The 23,981-nt window shown below is 44.7% G+C and carries 27 protein-coding genes; 5 read left to right on the top strand and 22 right to left on the bottom strand.

Annotation, left to right across the window (positions count from 1 at the left end):
• Positions 1-52: 52 nt before the first annotated feature.
• Entirely contained in the window at positions 53-1,714 is a 1,662-nt protein-coding gene (locus BCT49_RS10580; protein WP_102435176.1) for a GMC family oxidoreductase, read from the bottom strand.
• Positions 1,707-3,311: a long-chain-fatty-acid--CoA ligase gene (locus BCT49_RS10585; protein WP_102435177.1), complete on the bottom strand. Its 1,605-nt coding sequence runs from the start codon at positions 3,309-3,311 to the stop codon at positions 1,707-1,709. The genes BCT49_RS10580 and BCT49_RS10585 overlap by 8 nt, the downstream gene beginning before the upstream one ends.
• Before the next feature lie 378 nt (positions 3,312-3,689).
• Between BCT49_RS10585 and BCT49_RS10590 the strand changes: the two genes are divergently transcribed.
• Positions 3,690-4,715 (top strand): AraC family transcriptional regulator, encoded by a 1,026-nt coding sequence (locus BCT49_RS10590; RefSeq protein ID WP_102435178.1) that lies wholly within the window; start codon positions 3,690-3,692, stop codon positions 4,713-4,715.
• 535 nt (positions 4,716-5,250) lie between these two features.
• On the top strand, positions 5,251-6,402 hold the full coding sequence (locus BCT49_RS10600; protein WP_102435179.1) for an MFS transporter: 1,152 nt from the start codon (positions 5,251-5,253) through the stop codon (positions 6,400-6,402).
• A gap of 210 nt (positions 6,403-6,612) precedes the next feature.
• On the opposite strand, the gene BCT49_RS10605 is transcribed toward BCT49_RS10600, so the two are convergent.
• From BCT49_RS10605 to BCT49_RS10615, 3 genes are all read right to left on the bottom strand, one after another.
• The gene (locus BCT49_RS10605; RefSeq protein ID WP_102435180.1) at positions 6,613-6,954 is read right to left on the bottom strand and encodes a helix-turn-helix domain-containing protein; all 342 of its coding nucleotides are present in this window, start codon (positions 6,952-6,954) and stop codon (positions 6,613-6,615) included.
• 154 nt (positions 6,955-7,108) lie between these two features.
• Entirely contained in the window at positions 7,109-7,453 is a 345-nt protein-coding gene (locus tag BCT49_RS10610) for a winged helix-turn-helix domain-containing protein (protein WP_102435181.1), read from the bottom strand.
• Between the two features lie 187 nt (positions 7,454-7,640).
• Positions 7,641-8,534 carry a helix-turn-helix domain-containing protein gene (locus BCT49_RS10615; protein WP_102435182.1) on the bottom strand — a complete coding sequence of 298 codons (894 nt, stop codon included), beginning with the start codon at positions 8,532-8,534 and terminating at the stop codon, positions 7,641-7,643.
• Between the two features lie 50 nt (positions 8,535-8,584).
• Between BCT49_RS10615 and BCT49_RS10620 the strand changes: the two genes are divergently transcribed.
• Positions 8,585-9,982: an MATE family efflux transporter gene (locus tag BCT49_RS10620; RefSeq protein ID WP_102435183.1), complete on the top strand. Its 1,398-nt coding sequence runs from the start codon at positions 8,585-8,587 to the stop codon at positions 9,980-9,982.
• A gap of 104 nt (positions 9,983-10,086) precedes the next feature.
• Here the strand turns inward: BCT49_RS10620 and BCT49_RS10625 are convergent, their stop codons facing one another.
• Together BCT49_RS10625 and BCT49_RS10630 are read right to left on the bottom strand one after the other, a co-directional pair.
• Entirely contained in the window at positions 10,087-10,482 is a 396-nt protein-coding gene (locus tag BCT49_RS10625; RefSeq protein WP_102435184.1) for a nitrous oxide-stimulated promoter family protein, read from the bottom strand.
• A gap of 2 nt (positions 10,483-10,484) precedes the next feature.
• On the bottom strand, positions 10,485-11,000 hold the full coding sequence (locus BCT49_RS10630) for a GNAT family N-acetyltransferase (protein WP_102435185.1): 516 nt from the start codon (positions 10,998-11,000) through the stop codon (positions 10,485-10,487).
• Positions 11,001-11,097: 97 nt separating this feature from the next.
• Here BCT49_RS10630 and BCT49_RS10635 point away from each other — a divergent pair, with 97 nt between their 5' ends.
• Complete coding sequence (locus BCT49_RS10635) at positions 11,098-11,328, top strand: DUF2986 domain-containing protein (protein WP_102435186.1); 231 nt, start codon at positions 11,098-11,100, stop codon at positions 11,326-11,328.
• A 126-nt stretch (positions 11,329-11,454) separates the two neighbouring features.
• Here BCT49_RS10635 and BCT49_RS10640 read toward each other — a convergent pair whose 3' ends face one another.
• From BCT49_RS10640 to BCT49_RS10680, 9 genes are all read right to left on the bottom strand, one after another.
• Positions 11,455-12,378 carry an ABC transporter substrate-binding protein gene (locus BCT49_RS10640; RefSeq protein WP_102435187.1) on the bottom strand — a complete coding sequence of 308 codons (924 nt, stop codon included), beginning with the start codon at positions 12,376-12,378 and terminating at the stop codon, positions 11,455-11,457.
• Positions 12,379-12,380: 2 nt separating this feature from the next.
• Entirely contained in the window at positions 12,381-13,256 is an 876-nt protein-coding gene (locus tag BCT49_RS10645; protein WP_102435188.1) for a metal ABC transporter permease, read from the bottom strand.
• Positions 13,256-13,990: a metal ABC transporter ATP-binding protein gene (locus tag BCT49_RS10650; RefSeq protein WP_102435189.1), complete on the bottom strand. Its 735-nt coding sequence runs from the start codon at positions 13,988-13,990 to the stop codon at positions 13,256-13,258. The genes BCT49_RS10645 and BCT49_RS10650 overlap by 1 nt, the downstream gene beginning before the upstream one ends.
• Entirely contained in the window at positions 13,990-14,925 is a 936-nt protein-coding gene (locus tag BCT49_RS10655) for a metal ABC transporter solute-binding protein, Zn/Mn family (RefSeq protein WP_102306929.1), read from the bottom strand. The genes BCT49_RS10650 and BCT49_RS10655 overlap by 1 nt, the downstream gene beginning before the upstream one ends.
• 45 nt (positions 14,926-14,970) lie before the next feature.
• Complete coding sequence (locus BCT49_RS10660) at positions 14,971-15,567, bottom strand: DUF6162 family protein (protein WP_065105804.1); 597 nt, start codon at positions 15,565-15,567, stop codon at positions 14,971-14,973.
• Positions 15,564-15,899 (bottom strand): hypothetical protein, encoded by a 336-nt coding sequence (locus tag BCT49_RS10665; protein ID WP_102435190.1) that lies wholly within the window; start codon positions 15,897-15,899, stop codon positions 15,564-15,566. The genes BCT49_RS10660 and BCT49_RS10665 overlap by 4 nt, the downstream gene beginning before the upstream one ends.
• Before the next feature lie 116 nt (positions 15,900-16,015).
• Complete coding sequence (locus BCT49_RS10670) at positions 16,016-16,852, bottom strand: DUF4198 domain-containing protein (RefSeq protein WP_102312033.1); 837 nt, start codon at positions 16,850-16,852, stop codon at positions 16,016-16,018.
• Positions 16,853-16,952: 100 nt separating this feature from the next.
• On the bottom strand, positions 16,953-17,471 hold the full coding sequence (locus BCT49_RS10675) for a DUF2271 domain-containing protein (protein ID WP_061025159.1): 519 nt from the start codon (positions 17,469-17,471) through the stop codon (positions 16,953-16,955).
• A 97-nt stretch (positions 17,472-17,568) separates the two neighbouring features.
• Positions 17,569-18,198, bottom strand: a complete 630-nt coding sequence (locus tag BCT49_RS10680) for a PepSY-associated TM helix domain-containing protein (RefSeq protein WP_102435191.1) — start codon at positions 18,196-18,198, stop codon at positions 17,569-17,571.
• 343 nt (positions 18,199-18,541) lie between these two features.
• On the opposite strand from BCT49_RS10680, the gene BCT49_RS10685 reads away from it, so the two are divergent.
• Entirely contained in the window at positions 18,542-18,862 is a 321-nt protein-coding gene (locus tag BCT49_RS10685) for a hypothetical protein (protein WP_102435192.1), read from the top strand.
• Between the two features lie 174 nt (positions 18,863-19,036).
• Here BCT49_RS10685 and BCT49_RS10690 read toward each other — a convergent pair whose 3' ends face one another.
• From BCT49_RS10690 to BCT49_RS10715, 6 genes are read right to left on the bottom strand one after another with little or no spacing between them, the layout of a single operon-like run.
• Positions 19,037-20,215, bottom strand: a complete 1,179-nt coding sequence (locus BCT49_RS10690) for a tetratricopeptide repeat protein (RefSeq protein ID WP_102435193.1) — start codon at positions 20,213-20,215, stop codon at positions 19,037-19,039.
• Positions 20,212-20,832, bottom strand: coding sequence for an energy transducer TonB (locus BCT49_RS10695; RefSeq protein ID WP_102383112.1), 621 nt, complete (start codon positions 20,830-20,832; stop codon positions 20,212-20,214). Before BCT49_RS10695 ends, BCT49_RS10690 begins: the two co-directional genes overlap by 4 nt.
• Positions 20,833-20,851: 19 nt before the next feature.
• On the bottom strand, positions 20,852-21,256 hold the full coding sequence (locus BCT49_RS10700) for an ExbD/TolR family protein (protein ID WP_004731145.1): 405 nt from the start codon (positions 21,254-21,256) through the stop codon (positions 20,852-20,854).
• On the bottom strand, positions 21,253-21,813 hold the full coding sequence (locus tag BCT49_RS10705) for a MotA/TolQ/ExbB proton channel family protein (RefSeq protein ID WP_010429842.1): 561 nt from the start codon (positions 21,811-21,813) through the stop codon (positions 21,253-21,255). Before BCT49_RS10705 ends, BCT49_RS10700 begins: the two co-directional genes overlap by 4 nt.
• A complete protein-coding gene (locus tag BCT49_RS10710; protein WP_102435194.1) occupies positions 21,813-23,189 on the bottom strand; it encodes a MotA/TolQ/ExbB proton channel family protein in 1,377 nt (458 codons plus the stop codon). The genes BCT49_RS10705 and BCT49_RS10710 overlap by 1 nt, the downstream gene beginning before the upstream one ends.
• Positions 23,189-23,956 (bottom strand): DUF3450 domain-containing protein, encoded by a 768-nt coding sequence (locus BCT49_RS10715; protein WP_102435195.1) that lies wholly within the window; start codon positions 23,954-23,956, stop codon positions 23,189-23,191. The genes BCT49_RS10710 and BCT49_RS10715 overlap by 1 nt, the downstream gene beginning before the upstream one ends.
• Between the last annotated feature and the right edge of the window lie 25 nt (positions 23,957-23,981).

Genomic DNA, 23,981 nt, shown 5'->3' on the forward strand with positions numbered 1-23,981 from the left:
ATAAGACTCCCTAACCTACTGTAAAACAATCAGTTATATCTGTTTCTGTTAATTATACAACCATCTCGTCTTCTGCCTGTTCATTGTCTTGTTGCTTGGTTTGTTGCTTGCAAAGCCCGTATTGTTCCTTGATCTGATCTGCTATTTTTTCGGCAATCATAATGGTTGGCGCATTGGTATTCGCCCCCACTAATGTTGGCATCACAGAAGCATCAATGACTCTTAAGTTATCCAATCCATAGACTTTAAGATCGTTATCTACCACGGCCAGAGAATCATCATCGGTTCCCATTTTGCAGGTTCCGACTGGATGATACTGAGTATCCGCACGATTTCGAATATCTTGCTCAATAGCGTTGTCATCATTGGCATCGACCGGATAAAAAGCATTGCCACGGATATCATCAAACGCCGCGCTTTCTAGCATTTGATACTGCTTCTTCCACCCCTTAATCATGATGTCCATGTCTTCAGGGTGACTGAAAAACGCAGGGTCGATCTTAGGCGGATCATAGGGATCGCTACTATTGAGCGTTACCGTGCCTATACTTTTCGGTCGTAGCAAGGTGACATGAGACGTAAACCCATGACTGGTATGTATTTTTCGGGCATGATCATCAACCACAGCGACGACAAATACAAACTCTAAATCTGGCACGGCGATATGATCTTCGGAACAAAGAAAGCCTATCCCTTCTGCAAAATTGCTGCTCATCTTACCGCGGCGCTCTTTGTGCCATAACGGTAAAGCTTTGGTCATTTCAGAGGCCATTTGCAGCGAGATACCAAAAGTTTCACGCTTTTCACTGCATTTGTACGAATGGACTAAGTCGATATGGTCTTGAAGGTTCTTACCCACTCCAGACAATTCATGAACCTGTTCGATGCCATGCGTCTCTAGTTCATCTTTAGCGCCGACACCCGACAGTAACAGCAATTGTGGGGAACCAAAGGCGCCAGCGGATAGAATCACTTCTTTGTTGCACTGGATCTGATAACGCTTGCCGTTAGAACCATATTCGACACCAACCGCCTTCTTGCCTTCAAACAATACCTTATGCGTGGTTGCCTTGGTCACGACCGTTAGATTTGGTCTCGAAAGGTTTGGCGTTAAATAAGCCTTGGCAGCGCTGCATCGTTCGCCATTAATCTGAGTCACCTGAGTCGGCATCGCGCCAAATTGAGCCGCACCGTTGATGTCTTCATTACGAGGAACCCCTATCGACTCACACGCCGTTAAGTAACGTTCCAACATCGGGCTTGGCGATCGAAGGTTCGCCACATTCAATGGACCACCTTGGCCGTGGTATTCATCTTGGTGAACTTCGTTATTTTCCGCTTTCTTAAAGTAAGGCAGACATGATTCATAATTCCAGCCAGTGTTACCTAAGCTTTCCCACGTATCGTAGTCGTAACGATGCCCACGAGCATACATCATGGCATTGATAGAGCTAGAACCGCCAAGTGTCTTACCTCTCGGTTGGTAACCTTTACGGCCATTTAAACCCGGTTGTTCAACGGTTTCAAAGGCCCAGTTGTTGAGTTTGGTTGGCATCATTGCCACCACGCCAACCGGAGTATGAATGAACGGGCTGCTGTCTTTACCACCCGCTTCTAATAAGCAAACAGTGATATTCGGGTCTTCAGACAGCCGCGAAGCCATGACACAACCCGCAGAACCACCGCCAACAATAATAAAATCATAACTATCCATTGGTTGCCTCCGCGATTTCTAGTGGGTGTAACTCTCGCTTCAAAATCTTGCCTGTCGCCGTCATTGGTAGCGCTTTACGAATAAACACCTTACGAGGGTATTTGTAATCCGCCAATTGCTCACGACACCAAGTTATCAGCGCTGTGCTATCACATTGTGTATGTTCATGAAGCACAACATGCGCATGAATTTCTTCGCCTAGACGATCATGATGTTCACCAACCACCGCGACCATTTCGACATCGGGATGACACATCAAGACTTCTTCGATTTCACGCGGGTACACGTTGTAACCACCACGGATGATCATGTCTTTAACGCGATCGACAATGAACAAGTTGCCGTGCTCATCGATGCGTCCGATATCTCCGGTTAGGAACCAACCGTCTCTGATGGCTTCAGCCGTGGCTTCTGGCCTTTGATAGTAGCCTTTCATAACACTTGGACTTTTGATGCAGACTTCGCCCAATTCACCCATGGCGACTGAGTTACCTTGGATGTCTGTAATCTTGATTAGATGCCCACACAAGGGTTGGCCAACACTACCCGACAATCGATCACCATCAATATGATTAAACGTGGCAACCGGCGCAGTTTCAGACAACCCATAACCTTCCAATACCGGAAGTTCGAATCGGGATTCAAATTGTCGGATAACCTCAAGAGGCATAGAAGCCCCGCCTGATACACCAAGCCTTAAGCTGTGTTTAACCTGTTCAGAGCGTTTTTTTGTATTTTCTAAACTATCAGGAGACTCTTCTCCCGCCTTTAGCAGCGCGATATACATAGTAGGAACACCCGCAAACACGCTGACTTTATGGCTAATGATCTGTTCGATCACCAATGACGGTTCGAAACGCGGAATCAACACCATGGTAGAACCCGTTAACACACTCGCGTTCATCATCACGGTTTGGCCGAAACTGTGGAACAAAGGAAGCGTGGCCATTGTCGTGTCACTGTATTCCAATCTCATTAAATACTGAGACGCCATCGCATTGGTTTGCATGTTGGTGTGAGAAAGCTCAGCGCCTTTTGGCTGACCGGTTGTGCCAGAGGTATAAAGGATTACTGCGGTATCATCACCATGACAAGGCACGGACTCAAAAGGAACCAAAGGTTGTGCCATCCAGTCGATAATCGATTCATGTTGCTTATGTGCTTCTGAAGAAGCTCCTGAGCTTGTTGGAATTGGCATCTCAATAAAATGTTCACATTGATTTGCCTGCTCGAAGCCTTGCAATCCATAACGGCCAATTGGTAGCTCTTCATTGCCCTCAAAGCATAAATAAGCTTTCGCATCAGAATCGTTAAGGTGATAAGCGATCTCTCTGGCCTTGAATAACACATTCAACGGCACCACTACACAGCCCGCTTTTAGAATCCCGTAATAAGCGATTGGGAAATACGTGACGTTCGGACACGACAACGCGACCTTGTCTCCCTTCTTTAACCCGAGTCTTTTTAGATTCGCGGCCACGTTTCCAGAAAGTTGTTCTAACTGAGAAAAGCTGACTTCATCCGATCCCATACGCAGAGCAGCTTTAGTTGGAAAAAGCGAAGCGCTGCGCTCCAAGTTAACAGCAAGATTGTGCATCCATGATCTCCTTATTCGGCTTAGACCGGTTAGTCACGGTCACCGTAGACGTTCTAATAGTTGTAATCGTTATAAGTGTCTTTCTTCTAATCACGAGCTTGTACGTTGATGTGTAGCGAACACCATGCAGCGAGCTAATTCGCAAAGTGACGGGTACGACCCAATGTGCAACTTGTTAAATTACAACATTTTGATAACATTTCGAACAGGTTTCAAAAAGACAAAAACCGGTGATATTCGGACATACCTCTATCAGGCCTTGTAAAACCTTGCACACATAAAGCAAAAGTTTGAACAAGCTTGGGAAAGTGAGAACAGGCGACAAGCGTAAATGTTAAGAGTTCGGTTAAGATGGCAATACTCAACAAGAGGCATCCTATGGAATACACCGCAGTCTACGAACCCGATATGCAAGCATTCGGTATTCTCGACCTTCAATTGCTGCATCGTTACATGTCGCCTGCTCTCAGCATCGATGAACTGCTTGAAGGCAGTAACATCGATGATCTTCAACTCAACACGCCAGACACGCACATTACCTTGGCGCAAAAGTTGGCGGTGTTTAGTAATGCGCTAGCAAATACCAACGAAGAAGGTCTCGGGCTCAGAGTCGGCCAACAGGCACGTTTCAGTGATTTCGGTGTCTTGGGGTATGCGGTGTTCAGCAGTGAAACACTATTAGATGCCTTATTGATTGGATTTAAATATCTACAGCTTGCAGGCCCTGTACTAAGAAAAACCATGTCTGTTGAAGACAACGTGGGCCACTTTCGCGCAGAACAACTTATCGATTTGGATTCGCTGTTGCCTTTTTGCTGTGAATACTGGTTCACCGCGATTCAAAGCCTATGTGAAGAAGTGCTGCAACAACCCTTCCCCTCACAAGTGATCCGCTTCCCTTACCCAAAACCAGAATATGGCGATCTCTACACAGAGATTTTCCGTTGTCCGGTCGAATTCAACAGTGATCGCCTTGAATGGCAGTTCGACGCGACAAGCTTGTACTCGCCCCTTCCGACCGCCAATACCATCACACTGCAGATGTGTTTAAAGTCGTGTGATGACATGCTGGCAAAAGTCAGTGCGCCCACCAGCCTAAAAGAGAAAGTCTCTCAGATGTTGATTGAGCGACCTGGGTGTTACCCTTCCATAGAATCTATCTCTTCAGAATTGGGGATGTCTTCCCGAACACTGCGCCGGCACCTCAAAGCGGTCGATACGAGTTATCAAAAGATTCTTGATCATGTTCGTTTTCACCTTTCTCGACACTATCTTTCTTCAACTCAAATGAGCATTGAAGAGATATCCGAACGCGTCGGTTTTTCTGACAGTGCTAACTTTCGACATGCGTTTCGTAAGTGGAGTGGTAGTTCGCCAAGGCAATACCGTAAAGAAGTCGTCTAACACTAAATCGCGCACGAAATTAAAATCAGATAACGCCAATGACTATCCGATCGCTTTGTAAATTAAATAGCCCATGAACAAGGGTTTAACGGCTTTTTGACCGCATAAAATTTTGCCAAATTGCTAGGACGTGTTGACCTTTCGTGGTGAAATTTTGTTCGAAGTAAAAGCGTTTTAATCGCGGCGAGGGAGAAGTAGCCTAGTCATTCTAAGCAAATCTCCCTCAACAAAGAGTAAAGCGCTTTTAGTCGAACCCTTCGGGCAGCGTTTGCTGGTCATTTCTACTACGTTATCGGCTTCTCATGTAGGCTAGCTACACATCAAAGCCTCTGCCTTGTATAAATACCCAACAACTCGCTGCAAAAATCAGCTCGAAAGATCAACACGCCCTAAACATCGCAATGGTATTTTAGTTTAGATTGGCGATAAATTTCTTTTATCTTCACGACCATTTTTATTCGTTTTACCCAATTCAGTTTCTCCCCCATAGTCGCGGAAAATTCATCGTTTCTTTCACTATTTAGAGGCTCCTGCATTGGACAACATCCAACCAACAACTCGCATAACTGTTCCTGTTATTGCATTGTCTTTTTACGCGATCGCTTCAGGCTACTTAATGAGTTCATTACCATTAATGCTGTCTGAGTATGGCTTAGACAGTAACCTATCGAGTTGGTTGGCGAGTGCCTTTTATGCAGGTCTTTTAGCGGGAACGTTATTGATTGAGCGTGCAATCGCGCGTGTTGGTCACAGAGACGCGTTTGTTATCGCACTAACCATTTTTATCGCAACGATCCTTGTATTACCGTTGGCACCACATCAATCCGTTTGGCTGTTGGCTCGTTTCGTGGCGGGTGTGTCTGTCGCTGGTATTTTTGTGATTGTAGAGTCTTGGTTAATGAGCGGGGACGAATCCCAACGTGCGAAACGTTTAGGGGTTTACATGTGTTCGCTATACGGCGGTTCTGCCGTTGGTCAGCTTGGCATTGGATATCTTGGAATTACAGGCGGCGTACCTTTCATCGCAATGTTCACCCTGCTGTTTGGGGCAATCATTGTATTGATGTACGGACAAGCGACAGCACCACAAATTCATGATGCGCAGTCTCTATCACTAAAGCAAATCAGCAAGCTAAGTCATAGCGCTTTGATTGGTTGCATTGTTTCAGGGCTAACACTTGGTTCGATTTATGGCTTGATGCCTGTAGAACTGGCTCAACGCAACATTGCTCACCAAGATATTGGTGGTTTGATGGCGTTAGTAATTATGGGTGGTATGGCTGTTCAACCGATGGTGACATGGTTATCGCACCACATAGGACAAGTGTTATTAATGGCTCTATTCTGCCTGCTAGGTGTTGCAAGCATTGGCGTGCTCACTATTAACCATGATTTTTACGTTCTTGGTATGAGCCTGTTTGTGTTAGGTATGGCGACGTTTGCACTTTACCCAATTGCAATTAACTTGGGTTGTCGTAACTTAGATCCGAACTACCTAGTGTCAGTGACTCAGGTTATGTTGTTGTGTTACAGCGTGGGTTCAGTCGCAGGACCATTGGTTGCGGATAGCTTTATGGATTCACAAGCAGGACTATTTACTTACCTGTTTGCGTCTCTGCTAGCGACAACTATTTACATGTTGATCGCAAGCCTAAAGCGCTCTCCTATGCAGATCGCAGGCGAGTGACCGACTCGCAGTCAGCGAATCTTAGTCTACGAATCAGAATCAACTAGTTGAATTGTAAATTCAGGGGCTCTTCATTAAGGCTATTGGCCTGAAGGAAGCGCCCTTTTTGATGTGTCTTTGATACGTCGGGGGTTAACGATCAATTCGTTGGAATAGAGCTATTTATTAAAACTGCGCTACTGATTTGAACAACACCAAGTTTCAAGCGTATTAAGGCTGGAAAACATAGCCTTCACCGGTGATCGTTAAGATCAAACCATCGCCTAAAATTGAGCGTATTTCAGAAATAGCAACGATGACCGAAGAGTTAGTCACCTTCTCGCCTTCCCAGCCAATATTTTTAAGCTGATGAACACTGAAGAGTTGTCCACGTTGACGATTCATAGAGAGAATCATCTTTCGATAAGCTAATGGCATGGTTCCAACGATATAACCATTTTCTAGATTGCGTATGAGCTTTGTGTTCAGCTCAATAACCTTTCCGTTTACCTCTAAAACCTCATTCTGTTCTTTCTGTTTACCTTCAATCACAGGGTAGGTGTCCGTATTCATATAATATTCCCTAACAGAGCAACTAACGACACAACTTTATTAAGAGATGTGTTTAATAACGTCACTTATAAATGGACGCTTAAAATCGAAGATAATGAAAGCAGCGTATACGGTAAAGAGATTAAATTTTTATTATTAGATTATGAACAGAATATCAACAGCAGGGTCTTGGCTCTAACAAATAGCCTTCGTTAGGTATGGTATAGATACATTTACAGTCTATCATTCTGCGTATTTCATAGATAGCAACAAGCACTGAAGCGGATGTCACAGACTTACCTGGCCACCCTACGCGCTTGAGAATATTCTTGCTGATGACCACGCCTTTGTTCTGGTACAGATAAAAAAGTACCTTACGGTGAGGTTCAGATAATGTCCCTATGATTGACCCGTTGTCTTCCTTTCGGACCAATTTCGTTTTAGTATTTACTTCTCTCCTGTTAAGAACGATTATCCGTTCAGAACTAAAGTCTGGTATGTCCATTATGTCTTGTGGCATCACTTACCTCTTATTTTGTGAATCAGCCATACCGATTTGCATAGGCATGACCATAAAAGTAAGAGAAAAGTACATAACCCCGATCGGTAACAATACAGTAAATCTACTGCATTGCGACGTTATTAGATGTTGCAAATGAACACTGTTTTATATCGTATGTGGGTATGATTCTCAACAGCCCGGTTATTTAACTTGAGACTCGATGACTCTTACGATATTGGCTCGGCGATAAACCAAAATGTTTTTTAAAACGGTGTGAAAAGTTATAAGGATCTTTGTAACCTAAGCGGTAAGTAATCATCGACACTGACCAATCTTGCTGCTTCAACAAACTGGTCGCTTTATCCATCCTCAGCTGAATCAATTTGCTGCGCGGAGAAACGTTAAACAACGACTTCGTGACGCGATTTAACTGTTCTTCACTAATGAAAACACGCTCGGCCATCCCTGCGACTGTCCACGCTAAATGCAGACTGCTTTCGATTTCGTTGTATAGCGCCTGAACACGAGCCGTGGTGCTGGTCGATTTAGGCTCAAAGCCCGTCAAGGTTCGAATGATTTCGCTCATGAGCAGTTTTCTGTAACTTGCGCGGCCGCCAATTTCAAAGTGAACCAAGTTCATCAGCGACCAGATCTGTTCGCACTCTCCGAAAGGCACAATGCTCTGACCTAAACTCGCAATATGCTGCCATTGCGGGGTATCGGGCGTCAGCATCCACGCCATTTTCCAATAGTTATATTGAGGATCAAGCTCGAAGCGAAATGGTGTTTCCGCGGGCAGAACCACAAGCGTGTATGGCGTGATGGCTTGTACCGAGGTTGCGGTCGTTAGAATTCCGCCCCCTTCTTGAGTAAAAATGAGCGTATGAACATTCACTGATTCACGCTCAACCCAATACGCGTCATGCAGCTTTGCCATACCCCCCATGTAGACACCACAGCTTTTCATCTCTGGGATATCTTCAACGGTCAAAAAACGTTCTTTGCAATGTTCCGCGAGAAAAACATCATCTTGCCACGTTGATTTAGGCTTCATGGTATCAATGACGGATTCGCACAGGTTTTGTTGTTTTTTAAACATGTTGTTACTTCGCTCAAATCACTATAGTTCTGCCATAAATCGGAGAGCTTATGACAACTAACATCAACCCTAACTCATCTATGAATAACAAGCCAGAGAGCATCTTACCTCGTATCGTTAAACTTGGTTTGCCTGTTGCTTTGCAAAGTGCGCTGGTTGCCATTCTTGCCCTTGCTGACGTCTTAATGGTCAGTGATTTTGGTATGGAAGCAGCAGCGGCTGTGGGAATTGCATCAAAATGGCACTTCGTTGCGATTATGATTATGGCAGGGTTGGCCTCAGCAAACGGCACATTAGTCGCTCAATACTGGGGGAAGAATGACCGAAAAAGTGCACGCACAGTGTCATCTATCGCAATGGTATTTGGCTTAAAAGTTCTTCTGCCTGTGACTGCAATCATCACTCTTGGTTCCCAATTTTTAATGATGTTGCAAACCAGCGATCAAACCGTGATTGAGCTTGGTGCCACTTACCTTTGGTATGGCTTCCCTGTTCTGCTGCTGACTCACATTGTGGTCGTGGTAGAAGCGAGCATGCGCTCTTCAGGTGACACCGTAACACCACTATTGTTAGGCGGCGTTACCATCGCACTTAACATTGCGCTTAACTTCGTTCTTATTAAAGGGGCTTTCGGCATTCCAGCGATGGGCGTTGCAGGTGCGGCATTGGCGACAACTTTAGCGCGATTGATTCAAGTGGGCTTAATGTATAGCTACATGCGTGTGCGTAAACACTGGCTGTTAACCACCCCAAGCTCACCACATCGCCCGTCACTGTGGCTGTCTTACCGTCGTATTGCGTTACCGCTAACGATGAATGCAGTGTTGTGGGCAATGGGTACCATGGCGTATCAAATGATCTTCGGTCACATGGGTACAACAGAGCTAGCGGTTTTCTCGATGCTCGCGCCGTTCGAGTCGCTGTGTTACTCGATATTCTTTGGTATTTCTGTGGCGTGTTCTGTACTGCTTGGACACTCACTCGGCCGTGATGAATTTGATGATGCTATGAGCATGGGTCTGACGTTCATAAAGGCTGTGATTGGATTTGGCGCGATTGTCGGCCTTCTTCTCTTCCTAAGCAAAGAGCACGTATTGAGTTGGCTGAACTTAACAGACGAGAAACTGTACCCACTCGCCGCGCCAGCAATGATGATCATGTGCTTTGCCGTCGTGATTCGCATGCTAAACATGGTAATCATTAACGGTATCATTCGTGCTGGTGGTGACAATGCATTCTGCCTGCGCATGGATTTCATCGCGATGTGGATGGTTGGCATTCCAGTGTGTGTTTACGGCGCATTTGTCGCTGGATGGGATTTCAAATACATCTATGGTTTGATGTTGGTAGAAGAAGTGGTGAAACTCGCAATTTGTTCACACCGATACTTGAGTCGACGTTGGATCAATAACCTAACGGTTACCTACGAAGAACCACAAGCAGCTTAACCTCATAAAGCTTGCTGCCTTCTGAACAAGAAGATTAGAAACACAAAAAGGTCTGAGAAATCAGACCTTTTTTTGTTTCGTCAGTAATTGATTTAAAGCGCCAGTTACTTCTTGTTCATCCGGATATGGCGATTAGACACGTTCGGCAGTGGCTTCTCTGGCACTTTCCGTTTCTCATGAATCAAATGTCGAATAGCTAAAATCGGATGCTTGAGTAGCATTCTTGGCCCGGCATAGCGCATCACCAAACGCATCTGCTCTTTCGGGTCAGGCTTATAGCAATGAATCGGGCACTTGTTACAGGTCGGCTTTGCTTCGCCATAAGGGCATCGATCGAGTCGTGTCTCTGCATAACGCAACAGTTGCTCACACTCTTCACATAACGCGTTATTCTGACGAACCGTACCGTGGTGATCTTTGCAGTAGATGTGCACCATCGCAATAACGGTTTTGTACTCTGTCTCGAGTTCGCCTTGTAGAATGTTGTTATGTTGGAACATGATTAATTACCTAATGAGAAACCGTACAGGTTGAGATTGACGCTTTCATTGATCGCCTCTTCAACTCGTTCGAACACAAAACCTAACTTAGTCAGTAGTGCGATACTTCGAATGTTATCAGAGGTTGTGATGGCAACTAAATGATCGATATCAGCATTATGCTTAGCTTGTTCAATTATAGCTTGTGCCGCTTCCAATGCAAAACCTTGCCCATAGGCTTCAGGGACAAAACCATATCCAATATCATGGGACTCTAGGGTATCTCTTTTAATTAATCCGCAGACACCAATTGGCGTTGAGGAATCTTTAATTTCAACCATTAATAAGCACACACCCTTCTCTTGGTGCATTTTGAGAATGTTGTTTTCGATGTATTCAACAGCCTTGTCTACGTCGCTGATTTCCTTGTCTCCGATGTAACGCAGAAAATCTTCTGAGCTATATAATCGTTGGATAAACGCCGCATCTTGAGGTGTGATCATTCTTAATCGTAAACGTGCGGTCTCGACTGCCTGCATAGTGATATTTTCCTTGCTGAATACCATGTAAATATTGAGTTCTAGATCTAAAATGATTATCCTCCACCGCATAAACTAAATACAAGGCTATGCAGCAATGAACCGTAAGAAAAAAATCAATCAAATTCTAAAGAAAAGACAGAAACAGGCGAATTCTAAACTGCATGGTAGCAACAAACCTCGCTACATCTCTAAAGCTGACCGCGCAAAAATGGAAGCTGAAGAGCAAGCGAAAGCCGCTCTAGAACAAGCAGAAGGATCGGTAGAAGCGACTGTTGAATCTGAAGAAGCTGGTATCCAAGCTGAAGAGACAAAAGCTGCAGAGTAAGTTTTAGCTCGCAGTACTCTTGCCCAAGACTCTTACCAGAGCCAACGGACAAGAACAAAAAAAGCAGCCTCTACTTGGGCTGCTTTTTTGATCCTACCGTTTTAATCTAACGACTTGGCTATTTTATTAACCTTTGAAGGGTTCAACTTCCCAACGTGCGAACGGCGCTTTTGCGTTAATCCCTGCTCTTCCCCAGCGGTCTACCGAGTCAACTACCAGAATTCGCTCATTAGGCACCAGTGACTTAATCAAAGTCGTCGGCTTTTTCGCTGTGACTAACCAAAGAGCATCATCTTCCGAAAACATCGCTTTGAGCTTCGCTTTATCTTGCTCTGTCCATTCAAGCTCTGCTTTGAACATACGTTCTTCAACAAACAGTTGGCTACCCGAAGCGAAATCTTCCAAGCTTTCTGAAAGCAACAATACTGAATCTACGTCGTTATCCAGTAATACCGCTTGTTGCTTGTTAATCAGTTCACGAACATCAAGCATTACACGCTGTAAGTTGCTATCAATCGTGTTTGCTTGCGCTGGCCACAATAACTTAAAGTCGTCAGCCACAATTGCCGCCATACGCGTTAAGTTTGTCGGGTTTAACCACGCGTACTTAGACACATCACCACTCGATAACGTCAACGCTGCAACACCTTGTGCGCGTGGAGTAATCGCTTGAGCCGCATCTACTTCCACCAAACGGATGTTGCCCTGCCTTGCGTAGACAAAGGTAGGGTCAGCTTGCCAGATCGATGACAGCGTTAATGCAACGGTCGCCTTTTCTCCGGACTTAAGCACCTTGCTTGCGCCCTTAGTGCCAAACCAGTTAGGCAGACGATCAATACCGTAGCGTTTTGGTGGTAGGTATTCGGTCGTAATGTCGGTACCTTTGGTTAGCTCTGTCGCTAACGCGTAAGTCACAGGCGTACTGGTGAGGATATCCTCTGCATTTACGTTGAAAGATACCATTGAGGCACCTAACAACATACTGCCGACTGCACTCACTTGAGCCGTTGCTTTGAGTGAACTTGAAATACGATTCATTAAAGAAGTCATGATTATGCCTTTCTTACAATTCGGTATAGCGTTGCCGCTAGGAAAAACGTTGCAGAAACGATGATGATTGAAGCCCCTGATGGCACCGGCAGTTTTAGCTCCATAGGCAATACTGTTCCGACCAAACACGCGATGGTTGCAAGTAACGCAGACAGCAAAACAAAGCTGCCCATGCGTTTAGTCAGCAATCGAGCCGTAGCACCTGGGATCAGCAATAACGCGCCAACCAGAACCGCACCCACTATTTTCACCGCTGCAATCGTCACTAAGGTGATCATCATGACAAACAAGTAATCGTAGAAGCTGGTGTTATAGCCACGTACCTTGGCGATATCAGGACTAATACACGTCAAAAGAATGCGGTTGAATGTCGGTATCAAGAGTAAAATGATGATCCCGCAACTGCCTGCGAGAATCGCTAAATCTTGGTCTGTTACGGTAAGAATCGAACCAAACAACACGTTCTCAAGCATGTGGATATTGATCTTACGTGCCACGTACATCAACAATGCCGCGCCAACCGCTAACGCAAGCGCAAGGAAAACGCCGACTAGGGTGTCGTATGGCACGTTGGTTCTGTTTCTTACGAAGTGAAGAAGCAAAGCGAAGATCATACAGAAGCTAAACAAGCCAATAATTGGGTTTTCTGGTGGCTCACCGAGCAGAACACCGATAGCGATACCGGTTAAAGCCGCGTGGCCGACGGCTTCAGAGAAGAAAGCCAGACGCTTAGCAATCACCAAAGTACCAAGACCACCTAACAGAGGGCCAAGCAATAACGCTGCAACCAAAGCATTGACCATAAAGGCATACATAAAGCTGTCTGATAACCAACCTGCTTCCACGCCGCTAATGGCAAATTGTCGTAACCAATCCATTACGCAACCTCCTTCGATTTAGCGATGGCTGCACCACTGCTGTAATGCTGGAACAAGCTTTCAATTTTACTTGGGTGCAACACTTGTTTATGTGGACCGCTATCAACCAAGAATCGATTCACAACATGTACATTCGCTTCAAGGCGACGCACTGCGGTTACATCATGGTGAACGGCAAGAATCGTACGGCCTTCATTAACGCATTCACGAATCAGCGATTCAAGATAACGAACGCCCTGCTCGTCCATACCTGTTGTCGGTTCGTCCAACACCAGTAAGCTTGGGTGATCCAATAAGGCTTGAGCAAACAACACACGTTGTTGTTCTCCGCCCGATAGCTGCCCCATACGGCGGTCGCTACGAGTCGCCATGCCCACGCGATCTAACTGTGCGAGTGCAAGATCCAATTGCTTAGATTTGCGACGCCAAAACAATGGGATTCGCGTTTGATTAAGCAGTACGAAGTCCATTACCGTCAAAGGTAAGCTCGACTCAAAAGTCGCTTTTTGAGGAACGTAACCAATGCTTGGCTTTTCTGGCCAATGAATATTGATTTGCCCAGAGAAAGGCGTCAAACCAAGCACAGAGCGCAGCAAAGATGTTTTGCCTCCACCGTTTGGTCCCATGATCACATGACACTCACCCGCATTAAGTTCTAGTGAAATATCATCAAGGATTACATTGTTGTCGTATTGCAGACCAAGTTGATTGATTGAAATTGATGGACCTAGCATTATGCGTTCCCGCTTTTAGCTTGGTTAGCTGCAGCAAACTTCATTGCTTCGATTAACGTTTCTAGGTTCTTCTTCATTTCAACTGCGACTTTGTCGTCTTCATATTCACCGTGCGTCATGTGAGAGAAACGGTAAAGCTGAACGCCCGTTTCCGCTTCAATGGTGTCAACAAAACGGTTTGGCATGTTGAGCTCATAGAACAGAACATCAATACCCGATGCGCGGATCTTTTCGATCGTTTCTTGCAGTTGGCTAGCACTTGGTTCAACACCGTGTGCAGGCTCAATCACCGCCGCCACATCTACACCAAACTCTTGAAGGATATAGCCGTAAGCATTGTGCGTCGTCGCTACTTTCATGCCTGATGTATCGAGCTCACCTAATGACAGCATCGCATCACGCTTCATAAAACGAAATTGCTTGGCATATTTACGTGCGTTCTTGCGATAAAACGTCGCGTTGTCTGGGTCGAGCTTAGAGACTTCACTCGCGATGGTGTAAACCTTTTGAATCGTTGTCGAAAGCCCAACAAAGGTATGCGGGTTCACAGCACCTTGACCAACAGACTGGCCTAATGCAGGAAGCAAAGGCACTTCTTTATTTGCTTCGATAACCACTAAGTCATCACGTTGCGCGGCTGAAATCACTTTAAGCGCGAAGTCATCGTGACCAATACCGTTTACCACGATTGCATCCATCTGGCTCAATCGCTTCAAATCATTCGGTTGTGGCAAGTAGTTATGCGGATTAAAGCCAGCATCAACCAATGGAAGGATGTTCACTTTGTCACCGACCACCGCTTTTACGTAGCTGTAATAAGGCTGAAGGGTTATGCCAATCGTCAGCTTGTCGCTATCGATCTTATATTCTTTTGCCAATGCATTGGGTGTCATTAACACCGCCAATAACGACATCAATAGAGTCATAATTCGCATAGTAAATCTCTTATTATTAGTGAGCATTTTTGTAAGCCGGATTGTTTAATGAGAAGAAGCATCATGCTGATCAGCAACTTCTGACTCATTCACCACCACTTTCCAACCTGCTGATTCCAGTGTGTTTTCATCAAAAGTATCGGGCTGTTTTGCTACACCACCGAAGTAAATCCAGATTTCAGGAGAGACGCTGTTCGCGTTTAAAATAAACGAGTCTGCAAAGCCATGTTCGCTTTGTGCAGCATATTCGCTTGATGTAGCGTGTTCACTTGGCGTAGAAAAGTAGTAACCACGCTCGTCCAATAACCAAGTATGAGAACCTTTGCGCTTCCAACTCTGGTCTTCAACAAAAGGCGCGACCCATTCATCTTTAAGTGACATAACACTTGGCCATTCGCCGTCTGAGTCCATACGCAGGTCGCGAATCTCTTCATGCGCCAAACGTAGCTCTGATAGCATCGCCAAGTTTTCTTGTTCAACATCGGTCACCAGAATTTGATGATCAAGTACCGCTTTCACGTGGGATTCTGCCTGATGAAATGGAATAGCGACCGTGGCAAAGCTCAGGATGAATACAATGATCAGCCCTACCCATTTGCCTTCTCTGCCACCCGTGTCAGCACGTACGCCTTGAATCATCATTTCTCACTGATCTCAACAACGTCGACTTCAACAGGAAACTCATGACCTGAGTCGAATACAAGGTAGAACTCAGTATCAGGGTTTGGGAATTCAACGATAGAACGCTTATCCGTCATCTCTTTTGCAATCAAGTTGTCTTCGTAATCGTACATCTCAACCGCGTAATCAATCGCTTTACTACCATCAGAGTAACCCGCTTCACAGGCCACGGTTTTGCCTTCAAACCAGCAGCTCATCAGTGGAAAGTGTGCTTGCGCAGGTAATGCAGCGAAACCAAGTCCCAGAGCAAAGCATGGAGTGATTATCGATTTTAGTTTTGTTTTTATTGTCATGGTTCGTACCCTAGCCACAGTGCAAATTCTCAGAAGTAAACTGAGCGATAAAGGGCTCAAATGAGCCCTTAAGTTTTTTGGTTGCTTATATCAGGGATCGATCCCTATATCGCAGATTATTGAAGCAGTGCTTCGAACGTTAAGTGAACGTTCGCGCTTGCTTTGTCAGCCAGTGGGTTGTCAATCAACTCACCTTTGTAGTTCGCTTTCATTACGTAACGACCCGCTACGTCTGGAGTGAAGGTAATTTCACCGTTCTCATCGCTCACAACGTCAATCTGCTCTTGGTGGTTGCGGTAAAGTGTGCCTTCACGAGTGATTTCCGCTTTCACGTCTTTCTGGATTTCACCGTTGTAGAAGAACTGGAATGTCACAGGTTCACCTTCAATGATGTCTGAAGGATGCGTTATTGGCTTCATTTCAAGTAGCTTGCCTTCAATTTTGAAGACTGAATCCGATGGCTTGCCCACTGTGATGTAGCTTTCTGCACGAGTGAAGCTGATTTGTGTTACCACGTCACGCGACTTTTCAGGAAGAACAGAGTCACGCTCAGCTTTGTTTGCTTTGATCCATTTCACTGTGTCACGACGACCCGCTTTGTATTGCGTGTAGTAAGAAGGCTCATTGTTGATCGCAACTTTGTGCGTACCTTCTTCTTCGAAGTAGAAATCAAAGATTGAACGACGTTTGCCGCGAATCACAAAGTTAGGACGCTCGCTGCGACCATCAGGCATGATGACATGAGCATTTTCGCTGCCAGCTGGCTTATCAAAAACAAACGTACCGTGAGAAGCAGTCACGTCGAACGTTAGCCAGTCACCACCTTCTTTAGATACGGTGAAGTGAGATGGCAAAATCCAACGTGGGTGAGCTTGTGCCGTTGTCGTCGCTGCTAGGCCGAATGCCATCACACCCGCTAGAGCAAGTGCTTTGATTTTTGTCTGTTTCATCATGTTCAATTCCATTATTTATAATTGTTAGCCGTGTCGCTCTATCTGAGCCTACGATGACGACTGTCTACTCTGTTCAGCTTGGTTTTACTGTTCGCACTTACTATTTAGCGATGTAGTTCAGGGTGATTTCACCCGTCTCTTCTGTTGCTTTTAATTCGTAAGATGCGTTTGAATCTGTAAGTGATACTTTTTGGCGAAGGTAGTTACGGCCACCGTGTTCGCGAACCACTTCGATATGAACCGTGTACTCGCCCTGTTCTAGAGTTTGGCCATCATCGCTCTTACCATCCCAAACAAAACGGTATTGGCCAGCAGGGCGCGTTGCAGAGGTCACTGCATCAACCAATTCACGATCGTAACGTCCAACCTTTCTCCACCAACTACGTAAATCTTTAAGCCATTCATCTTTACCGACCCAAAGCTCAATGGTTTTCACTGACTTTCGTTCGCTGTTCTCTACCCATACCGCCACATAAGGACGCGCGTACATAGAGGTATCGATCTTTGGAAGCTTAAAGTTCACATCAAGTTTTGCCGTATCAGGGATCGCTTGCGCCATACCTAGGCTTGGCAAAAGAGATAAAGCAAGAAGCGCCTTGCTCCAGTTCATTTTTTTCATGTTTAACAACCTTTTAAATCCGTTTAACCTTTAGTTCGTTCTTCAAGCTGATTCACTAAACTGACTCATCAGCCTAATTCATCAAGCTAACGAGGGGTTAAGGCACGGCGACAAAATAGATAGCAAGTGAGATTGCAGACCCAAACACCGTCCATTTAATTGAGGTATTGAGCGTTTTTTTCTTAGGTAACAGTAAGCACACGCCAGTAAGTACAAAGAAGATCATCAGTAGCGCAGTGATATCGATGAACCATTTCCAAGCTTCACCGCTATTGCGCCCTTTGTGTAAGTCGTTCAAAAGTGCGATAACGCCGTAATTAGTGGTTTCGACTTCCACCATTTCAGACGTCACGTCAACGAATACAGAGGCATTGTAGCCTGGTCCTTTGAAGTCCATAGACACTTCGCCGATGAGCAACTCACCGTCTTCAATCTCTGCGTAGATATCTAAACCTGAAGGAACGCCCGATAGGTTGGCTTCTTCAAACAGAAACGTTTCAAAGGCCGTTTCATCGGCTTTTAATCGCCCGTCTTGGATTGAAAATAAACTTGTAGGAAGCGTTAACGTAGACCGTTGGATATTGGGTTGGGTTGATTCAAATAACTCAGGTCGATTAAGGGTGATACCTGTCACTGAGAAGAAAAGAACAACGAACAGAAGCGCCATTGAAATATAAACATGAAGTCGACGAGCCCATGATTGAACCGCCCTACTTTTTAACGACATACAAACCAATACCTATAAATTTTATGGCGACAATTTAGTTGATAATCATTCGTATTGGCATTCAATTTACATTGTTTACGTTTGCCGAGCAGCGTAAGGAAATTTACATAACATTACATGGGAAGCAATCGAACTGTTTGCATATTCTTGCTAACTTGTATTAGAGGCAATTGATAAGTTGTATTTGAGCTAACTGATAACAAGCTCAAGCCTCAAAAAATCTCAATCTCAACATGCTTAATTGAGATGGGTTTAAGGTAACAGTCGTAGCTTTAAGGATAGAAAGTTGGGACTATTTGATCACTGGTTTGATGATAGCTAATTAAGCTTAAAAGGATTTGAAATGCGTATTATTGTTTTGGCTTTTGCTGCGCTAGCAACAGCGTGCAGTAGCCAGATGGCCAGCACGGAAGAACATATCCAGAAGTATATCGGTTCAGATATAACCGATGTGCAAGAGCGCTATCTAACCGAACGCTCACGCCCTGTTAGTTTTTGGGCATCTCGAAACTATGCCTGGGCTGAAACGAAGAAATCATTAGATAATGGTTATACTCTGCATGCCTTTAAGAACCCTTATCGCGACTGCACCATTAACTGGATCGCTGACACCAACGGTGTGATTCAAAGTGCTACGCCAAGTGGGACGATGTGCGATCCATAATCGATCAATCCGACGAGTAAAACTAGACCAACTCAAGCCGACTGAATTATGAGATAAGTTACGAGACAAAATTAAAAAAGGGTGTCATTTGAACGATCAAATGACACCCTTTTACTGTTTTACTGTTTTACTGCTTTCTTTTGTTACTTATCTTCTGTTTCTGGCTATCAGCCGTTAGACGTTTCCGTTATCGCTGACTGTTCGCAGCTGAGTCAGATACTTAATCCAACCTTTTGCTTCAGAAGAGGGTTCAATGTTGTTCGCACGCTTAGCTTGAGCAAGGGCGTTGTCTAAGTTCTTTAACTTATACCATGAACGCACTTTTGCTAATGCAACGTCAGCCTGTTTGTTTTTGTCTTTCACTTTGTCTAAAACAACAAGCGCTCGGTCGTAGTAACCTTGCTGAACCAATAGTTGAGCCACATTCCAATGATATTGAGTGTCTTTTTTAGACGCTAACGTCCACACTTCAATCGCATTGTCCCACTCTTTCGCTAGCTGCCAGTAGGTTGCTTGCTCTGCTAAAAGTTGAACGTCGCTGCTCGCATCATCTAGCTTGCTAATTTCTTGTGCTGCGCGTTCTGGAATGCCGCGTTTCACGTAAAGCTGTGCTAACAAGCGTCGATCTGAGTTTTTCAGCTCAACACCTTGTAGATCAGCCAGCGCTAACGTGTTCAATGCATCGCGGTTACGTTCTAGTCTTAACTGAATACCCACAAGTTGACGCCACCAGTTGTCTTTTTCTGGTTGCAGTTCGATAAGGCTTTCCAGTGTTGGAATAGATTGCTTCCACTGCTTTAACTGTAGTTGTGCACCCAGTTTTAGCGATAGAGGAGACAACTCTGGTTTTGAATTAAACTTGTCATGATTACCAATGGCTACTAGTACTTTCGACCAGTTTTCAATTTGGTATTCAGCTTGTGCAATTCGCATCCAAAGCGTGTCTTTCTTTTCTGTTTCTGGCGCAGATTTTACTAACTCATAATAGTGCGGAAGCGCATTTTTAAATTGCTGATCGTTTAGTAATAAATCAGCAAGCATGCGTTTCGTTATCCAAGCCTGTTCATCAACCAGTAAATTACTGTCGACCGCATAAGTAAGCTGCTTAATTGCCGTGTCGGTTTTACCATCTTGCCAGTAAAACACGCCAAGCATGCGCGCTACGTACGCTTTATCGTAGCCTTTCGAAAGCTCCAAGCCTGCAAGCACATCAATCGCCTGTTTAACCTGTTCATCTTGAGCAAGCTTATGCGCCTTTTGAACACGAATAGCAGTATATTGAGTTAGCTCTTTTGCTTGTGTTGTAAGGGGCATTAACAACAAGCCCACTAATATCCATATCTGTTTCATCATTTTGCCAACTTAAACTCTAGTTTCACGGTTTGACCAACCTGAGCTATCGCTTTTCCATCGACGACTTTAGGTTGATATTTCCATTTTTTAAGTGCTCTCATCGCTTCACGTTCAAACATACGACGTGGGTTCGCGTCAGTGACTTGAATATCAATTGGGCGTCCCGTTTCATCGATGGTAAAAGACATAATCACATGGCCTTCAGCACCACGCTTAAGCGCTTTTGCTGGGTAACGAGGTTCAACTCGATACAAAGGCATTGCCTGTTGGTTCGACCCAAAATCAGAAAATGTCGGCGCGTTAATCGCTAGGCCATCAACCGATGTATTCAAATCCAATGAAGGCAGTGAAGACATCGAGTTCAGAGGCGTGACTTCAGCTTGTGACTGAGATGTTTGCGCTTCTGGTGGCGGCTCTGGCATTTCTGGCTGTTCAGGAACTGCACGTTGTCTTCTCTGGACTTCTTGTTCAGCTTCAACCATTACCATGTTGAAACTTAACGTCTCACTGTTGTCTGGTGAACGTTGGTGGCCATTATCAACCATCCAAGCCATGAAAGAAAACAGCGCTAAACCCAATGCACCCGCTAATGGTAAAGCAAGAAATAGGCGAATCATTTATGAAGATCCTCCAAGATCATCGCTTTTCAGCAGCAAGCGCAATGTTTTTAACACCCGCACCTTTAGCGGCGTCCATCACTTTAACAACGGTACCGTTGTAAGCGTGTTCATCCGCTTGAATGACCAAAGAAGCATCAGGTTGTTCTAGCAATAAATGCTCTAACGTCGCTTGAACACGTTCAACATCAACGACACGTTTATCGATGAAGATGTCATTCGCAGACGTAATCGCGACAAAGATGCCTGCATCTTTTTGGCTTACTACGTTAGAAGCTTGTGGGCGATTGACTTCCACCCCTGATTCACGAACAAATGAACTGGTCACAATAAAGAAAATAAGCATGATAAATACAATATCAAGCATCGAAGTAAGGTCTATTTGAGCCTCTTCGTTTTTAGAATGACGTCGACCGAGTCTCATCGTTGACTCCTTAAAGATTTTTCTAATTTCAATTCTAAGCGGTTACACACTTTCGCTAAGCGTGCATGAACGAACATGCCCGCTAAAGCAGCAACCATACCTGCCATTGTTGGCAGCGTTGCTAACGAGATACCTGAAGCCATCAATTTAGGGTCACTGCTTCCTTGCGTCGCCATGACATCAAAAACAGAGATCATACCGGTTACGGTGCCTAACAAGCCCAACATCGGACAAATAGCGACTAACAGCTTAATAAAATTCAAGTTTTGATTAAGTAAGATACTCGCTTGACCTAACCAACCTTCACGAATGGCTTTAGCATGCCAAGAAGAGTGATCTTCTCTTTCATGCCACTTTGCAATCCAAGCTTGGCGTTGCTTTGGAAAGTAAAACGCAAGATAAAGCACGCGTTCTACCACAAGCACCCAATACACTAGGACAACAGCCGCTAGCCACCACAGGACGAAACCGCCCTGCTCCATAAAGCTTGATAAAGACAGCAGCCAGTCACTCGTTAACCAACTCGCTGGTAATAGAGAACCCGACAAAATATCCATTAAGCAGCAGTCCCAACTGGTGAAACAACAGCTTTTGATTCAACTGTCTTTTCTGCCTGTTCAGCAACAAGACCAATGCCCTGCTTCTCAAGAATATTGCGAATGTTCTCTGACTGAGTGCTAAGAATGTTATGTGCTAATAGCAGTGGCATTGCTGCAACCAGGCCAAGTACCGTTGTTACAAGCGCCATCGAAATACCACCAGCCATGACTTTAGGATCGCCATTACCAAACTGTGTGATCACTTGGAATGTTTCGATCATGCCGGTTACGGTACCCAATAAGCCAAGCATTGGTGCAAGTGCTGCTAGAAGTTTGAGCATCGATAAACCTTTCTCTAAGTGAGTCTGTTCATCAACAACCGCTTCTAAAAGACGTAGCTCTAGTGCTTCAACCGTTTGGTTTTGCTCTTTGTTGTACACCGCAAGAACACGACCTAGAGGGTTGTCGCCCGCTTGTTCAGGGTTCTTAAGTTGCGCACGAATTTTCTGGCGTGCGATAGCAAGAGAAATACCACGAACCAATGCGATGATTAAGCCAATAGCCAGCAAACCAAGAATCACTTTACCAACGACACCACCGGCTTGAAGGCGATCAGTTAGGCTTGGTTCCAAAGCTAATTGCTCTAGCATGAATCCACGTGAGGGATCGACGACAACATTAGATACTTCGCCATCCACAAGTGAAGAAAGCGATGCCAACGTTGGGCCATTTGATGGTTGCTTCAAGTAAACAATCGCATCTTGATGCTTCGAATCCCACCATACGTAACCTGGTTCTGCAACCAAACCAATAGAACCTAAGCGATAAACTTCAGCACTTTCAGTGATTCCCTCATCATTAACAAGAGAGACGGTCGATTTACTTATCTCTGAACTCGCTTGGATTTGCTCCATCATGCTTAGCCAAAGGCCTGTTAATTGTGGCATCGATGGCAATGATTTAGCGTCTACAATGTCATAAACAGTTTCGGTATAAGCAGCACGATCGACATTAGTGACGGTGTCAGATAATTCATGATCGAGATCTTTCGCATTTTGTCTAACAACACCAAACAACTCACCTAAGCTGCCTGTCTCTAAGCGCAATTTTTCTTCTAAACGAGCCAGTTTATTTTCGTTATCACTAAAGGTTTGAGTAAGAACGTCTGTCGCGTTTTGAACCGATGTACGTTTCGCTTCAAGCTGTGCTTTGATCGCTTTGAGTTCTTGTTCTGTCTTTTTGAAATCCGCTTCACGGACAACATTATGAGAAGCTTGAGTACGATTCTCTGATTTTGCTTTATTAACTAACTGAGCAGTCGTATCAGAAGCAGAGAAAGCAGAAAATGAAATTGAAGTAATACAAAGCAATGCTGCTAATGGCTTTAAGTTCATTACTTAACCTCCGCAACAGTTAAAGAAACAGGTAAAGTAATCAAACTAGGTGACGCTTGCTTGTTAGCAATATCGAAGGCTTTATCAAGCTCAGATTTCATCGAAGAATCAAGTTCTTGCCATTGCGAACTGTTTTGGTCCCAAGACCAATATTGAGTGCCGTTTAAGTTACGTGCGACCAGTGAAATACGTCCAAGGTGTAAAACATCAACTTCAAGTACTTTGTCTTTACTTATCTCAACACGGCTAGCGTAAGAACTGAGCTTAATACCGTAATCCACTTCAATTTGATACGCCTCTAGAATTCGGCGATATTTTTCAGCGTCACTGACATCAGCGCGCGTCATTGTCGCTCTTAACTTTTCTACGCGATTCAGGCGACTCTGTCTTTTAAATGGAAGATCGTTTTCAATGGTTGCTTGAAGGCCGTCGATCATTTTGTACATCAAAGGCACAACACCTTGACGTGTCAGTTTAATTTCGTCGATTTGCGCTAGGTAGCTATCAGACTCTTTATCTTGGCTTTCTACTAATGCGGCAAGGTGATCGTGATAGATTTCTAGATTTTTCACTTCTTCTTGCAGACGCTCAATCTCAGCTTGCAACATTAAAGTCGCTTGTGAGCTTTTATCAATAACCTTTTGGCTCGAAGCCGACGCGTTATTGGTCTTGTTTTGAATTGATTGAGCTTGATCCAAGCTGTTTGCCATCGAAGACGTTGCAACCAAACTGATCGCAAGTGCTAGGCTAGTTTTTAAAAGATTCATAATTGTAGTCATTTACTATAAGAAG

It is taken from the genome of Vibrio lentus (assembly GCF_002875945.1).
GTDB lineage: Bacteria > Pseudomonadota > Gammaproteobacteria > Enterobacterales > Vibrionaceae > Vibrio > Vibrio apostichopi.

What these genes read in the sequence shown, in the direction of transcription:
- BCT49_RS10650 (WP_102435189.1), bottom strand. Translation starts at nt 13,990, where the DNA reads ATGCTAGGTCCATCAATTTCAATCAATCAACTTGGTCTGCAATACGAC.
- BCT49_RS10635 (WP_102435186.1), top strand. Translation starts at nt 11,098, where the DNA reads ATGAACCGTAAGAAAAAAATCAATCAAATTCTAAAGAAAAGACAGAAA.
- BCT49_RS10655 (WP_102306929.1), bottom strand. Translation starts at nt 14,925, where the DNA reads ATGCGAATTATGACTCTATTGATGTCGTTATTGGCGGTGTTAATGACA.
- BCT49_RS10705 (WP_010429842.1), bottom strand. Translation starts at nt 21,813, where the DNA reads ATGGATATTTTGTCGGGTTCTCTATTACCAGCGAGTTGGTTAACGAGT.
- BCT49_RS10645 (WP_102435188.1), bottom strand. Translation starts at nt 13,256, where the DNA reads ATGGATTGGTTACGACAATTTGCCATTAGCGGCGTGGAAGCAGGTTGG.
- BCT49_RS10695 (WP_102383112.1), bottom strand. Translation starts at nt 20,832, where the DNA reads ATGATTCGCCTATTTCTTGCTTTACCATTAGCGGGTGCATTGGGTTTA.
- BCT49_RS10665 (WP_102435190.1), bottom strand. Translation starts at nt 15,899, where the DNA reads ATGACAATAAAAACAAAACTAAAATCGATAATCACTCCATGCTTTGCT.
- BCT49_RS10660 (WP_065105804.1), bottom strand. Translation starts at nt 15,567, where the DNA reads ATGATGATTCAAGGCGTACGTGCTGACACGGGTGGCAGAGAAGGCAAA.
- BCT49_RS10580 (WP_102435176.1), bottom strand. Translation starts at nt 1,714, where the DNA reads ATGGATAGTTATGATTTTATTATTGTTGGCGGTGGTTCTGCGGGTTGT.
- BCT49_RS10590 (WP_102435178.1), top strand. Translation starts at nt 3,690, where the DNA reads ATGGAATACACCGCAGTCTACGAACCCGATATGCAAGCATTCGGTATT.
- BCT49_RS10685 (WP_102435192.1), top strand. Translation starts at nt 18,542, where the DNA reads ATGCGTATTATTGTTTTGGCTTTTGCTGCGCTAGCAACAGCGTGCAGT.
- BCT49_RS10615 (WP_102435182.1), bottom strand. Translation starts at nt 8,534, where the DNA reads ATGTTTAAAAAACAACAAAACCTGTGCGAATCCGTCATTGATACCATG.
- BCT49_RS10640 (WP_102435187.1), bottom strand. Translation starts at nt 12,378, where the DNA reads ATGACTTCTTTAATGAATCGTATTTCAAGTTCACTCAAAGCAACGGCT.
- BCT49_RS10605 (WP_102435180.1), bottom strand. Translation starts at nt 6,954, where the DNA reads ATGAATACGGACACCTACCCTGTGATTGAAGGTAAACAGAAAGAACAG.
- BCT49_RS10715 (WP_102435195.1), bottom strand. Translation starts at nt 23,956, where the DNA reads ATGAATCTTTTAAAAACTAGCCTAGCACTTGCGATCAGTTTGGTTGCA.
- BCT49_RS10585 (WP_102435177.1), bottom strand. Translation starts at nt 3,311, where the DNA reads ATGCACAATCTTGCTGTTAACTTGGAGCGCAGCGCTTCGCTTTTTCCA.
- BCT49_RS10670 (WP_102312033.1), bottom strand. Translation starts at nt 16,852, where the DNA reads ATGATGAAACAGACAAAAATCAAAGCACTTGCTCTAGCGGGTGTGATG.
- BCT49_RS10620 (WP_102435183.1), top strand. Translation starts at nt 8,585, where the DNA reads ATGACAACTAACATCAACCCTAACTCATCTATGAATAACAAGCCAGAG.
- BCT49_RS10700 (WP_004731145.1), bottom strand. Translation starts at nt 21,256, where the DNA reads ATGAGACTCGGTCGACGTCATTCTAAAAACGAAGAGGCTCAAATAGAC.
- BCT49_RS10710 (WP_102435194.1), bottom strand. Translation starts at nt 23,189, where the DNA reads ATGAACTTAAAGCCATTAGCAGCATTGCTTTGTATTACTTCAATTTCA.
- BCT49_RS10690 (WP_102435193.1), bottom strand. Translation starts at nt 20,215, where the DNA reads ATGATGAAACAGATATGGATATTAGTGGGCTTGTTGTTAATGCCCCTT.
- BCT49_RS10680 (WP_102435191.1), bottom strand. Translation starts at nt 18,198, where the DNA reads ATGTCGTTAAAAAGTAGGGCGGTTCAATCATGGGCTCGTCGACTTCAT.
- BCT49_RS10630 (WP_102435185.1), bottom strand. Translation starts at nt 11,000, where the DNA reads ATGCAGGCAGTCGAGACCGCACGTTTACGATTAAGAATGATCACACCT.
- BCT49_RS10625 (WP_102435184.1), bottom strand. Translation starts at nt 10,482, where the DNA reads ATGTTCCAACATAACAACATTCTACAAGGCGAACTCGAGACAGAGTAC.
- BCT49_RS10610 (WP_102435181.1), bottom strand. Translation starts at nt 7,453, where the DNA reads ATGCCACAAGACATAATGGACATACCAGACTTTAGTTCTGAACGGATA.
- BCT49_RS10675 (WP_061025159.1), bottom strand. Translation starts at nt 17,471, where the DNA reads ATGAAAAAAATGAACTGGAGCAAGGCGCTTCTTGCTTTATCTCTTTTG.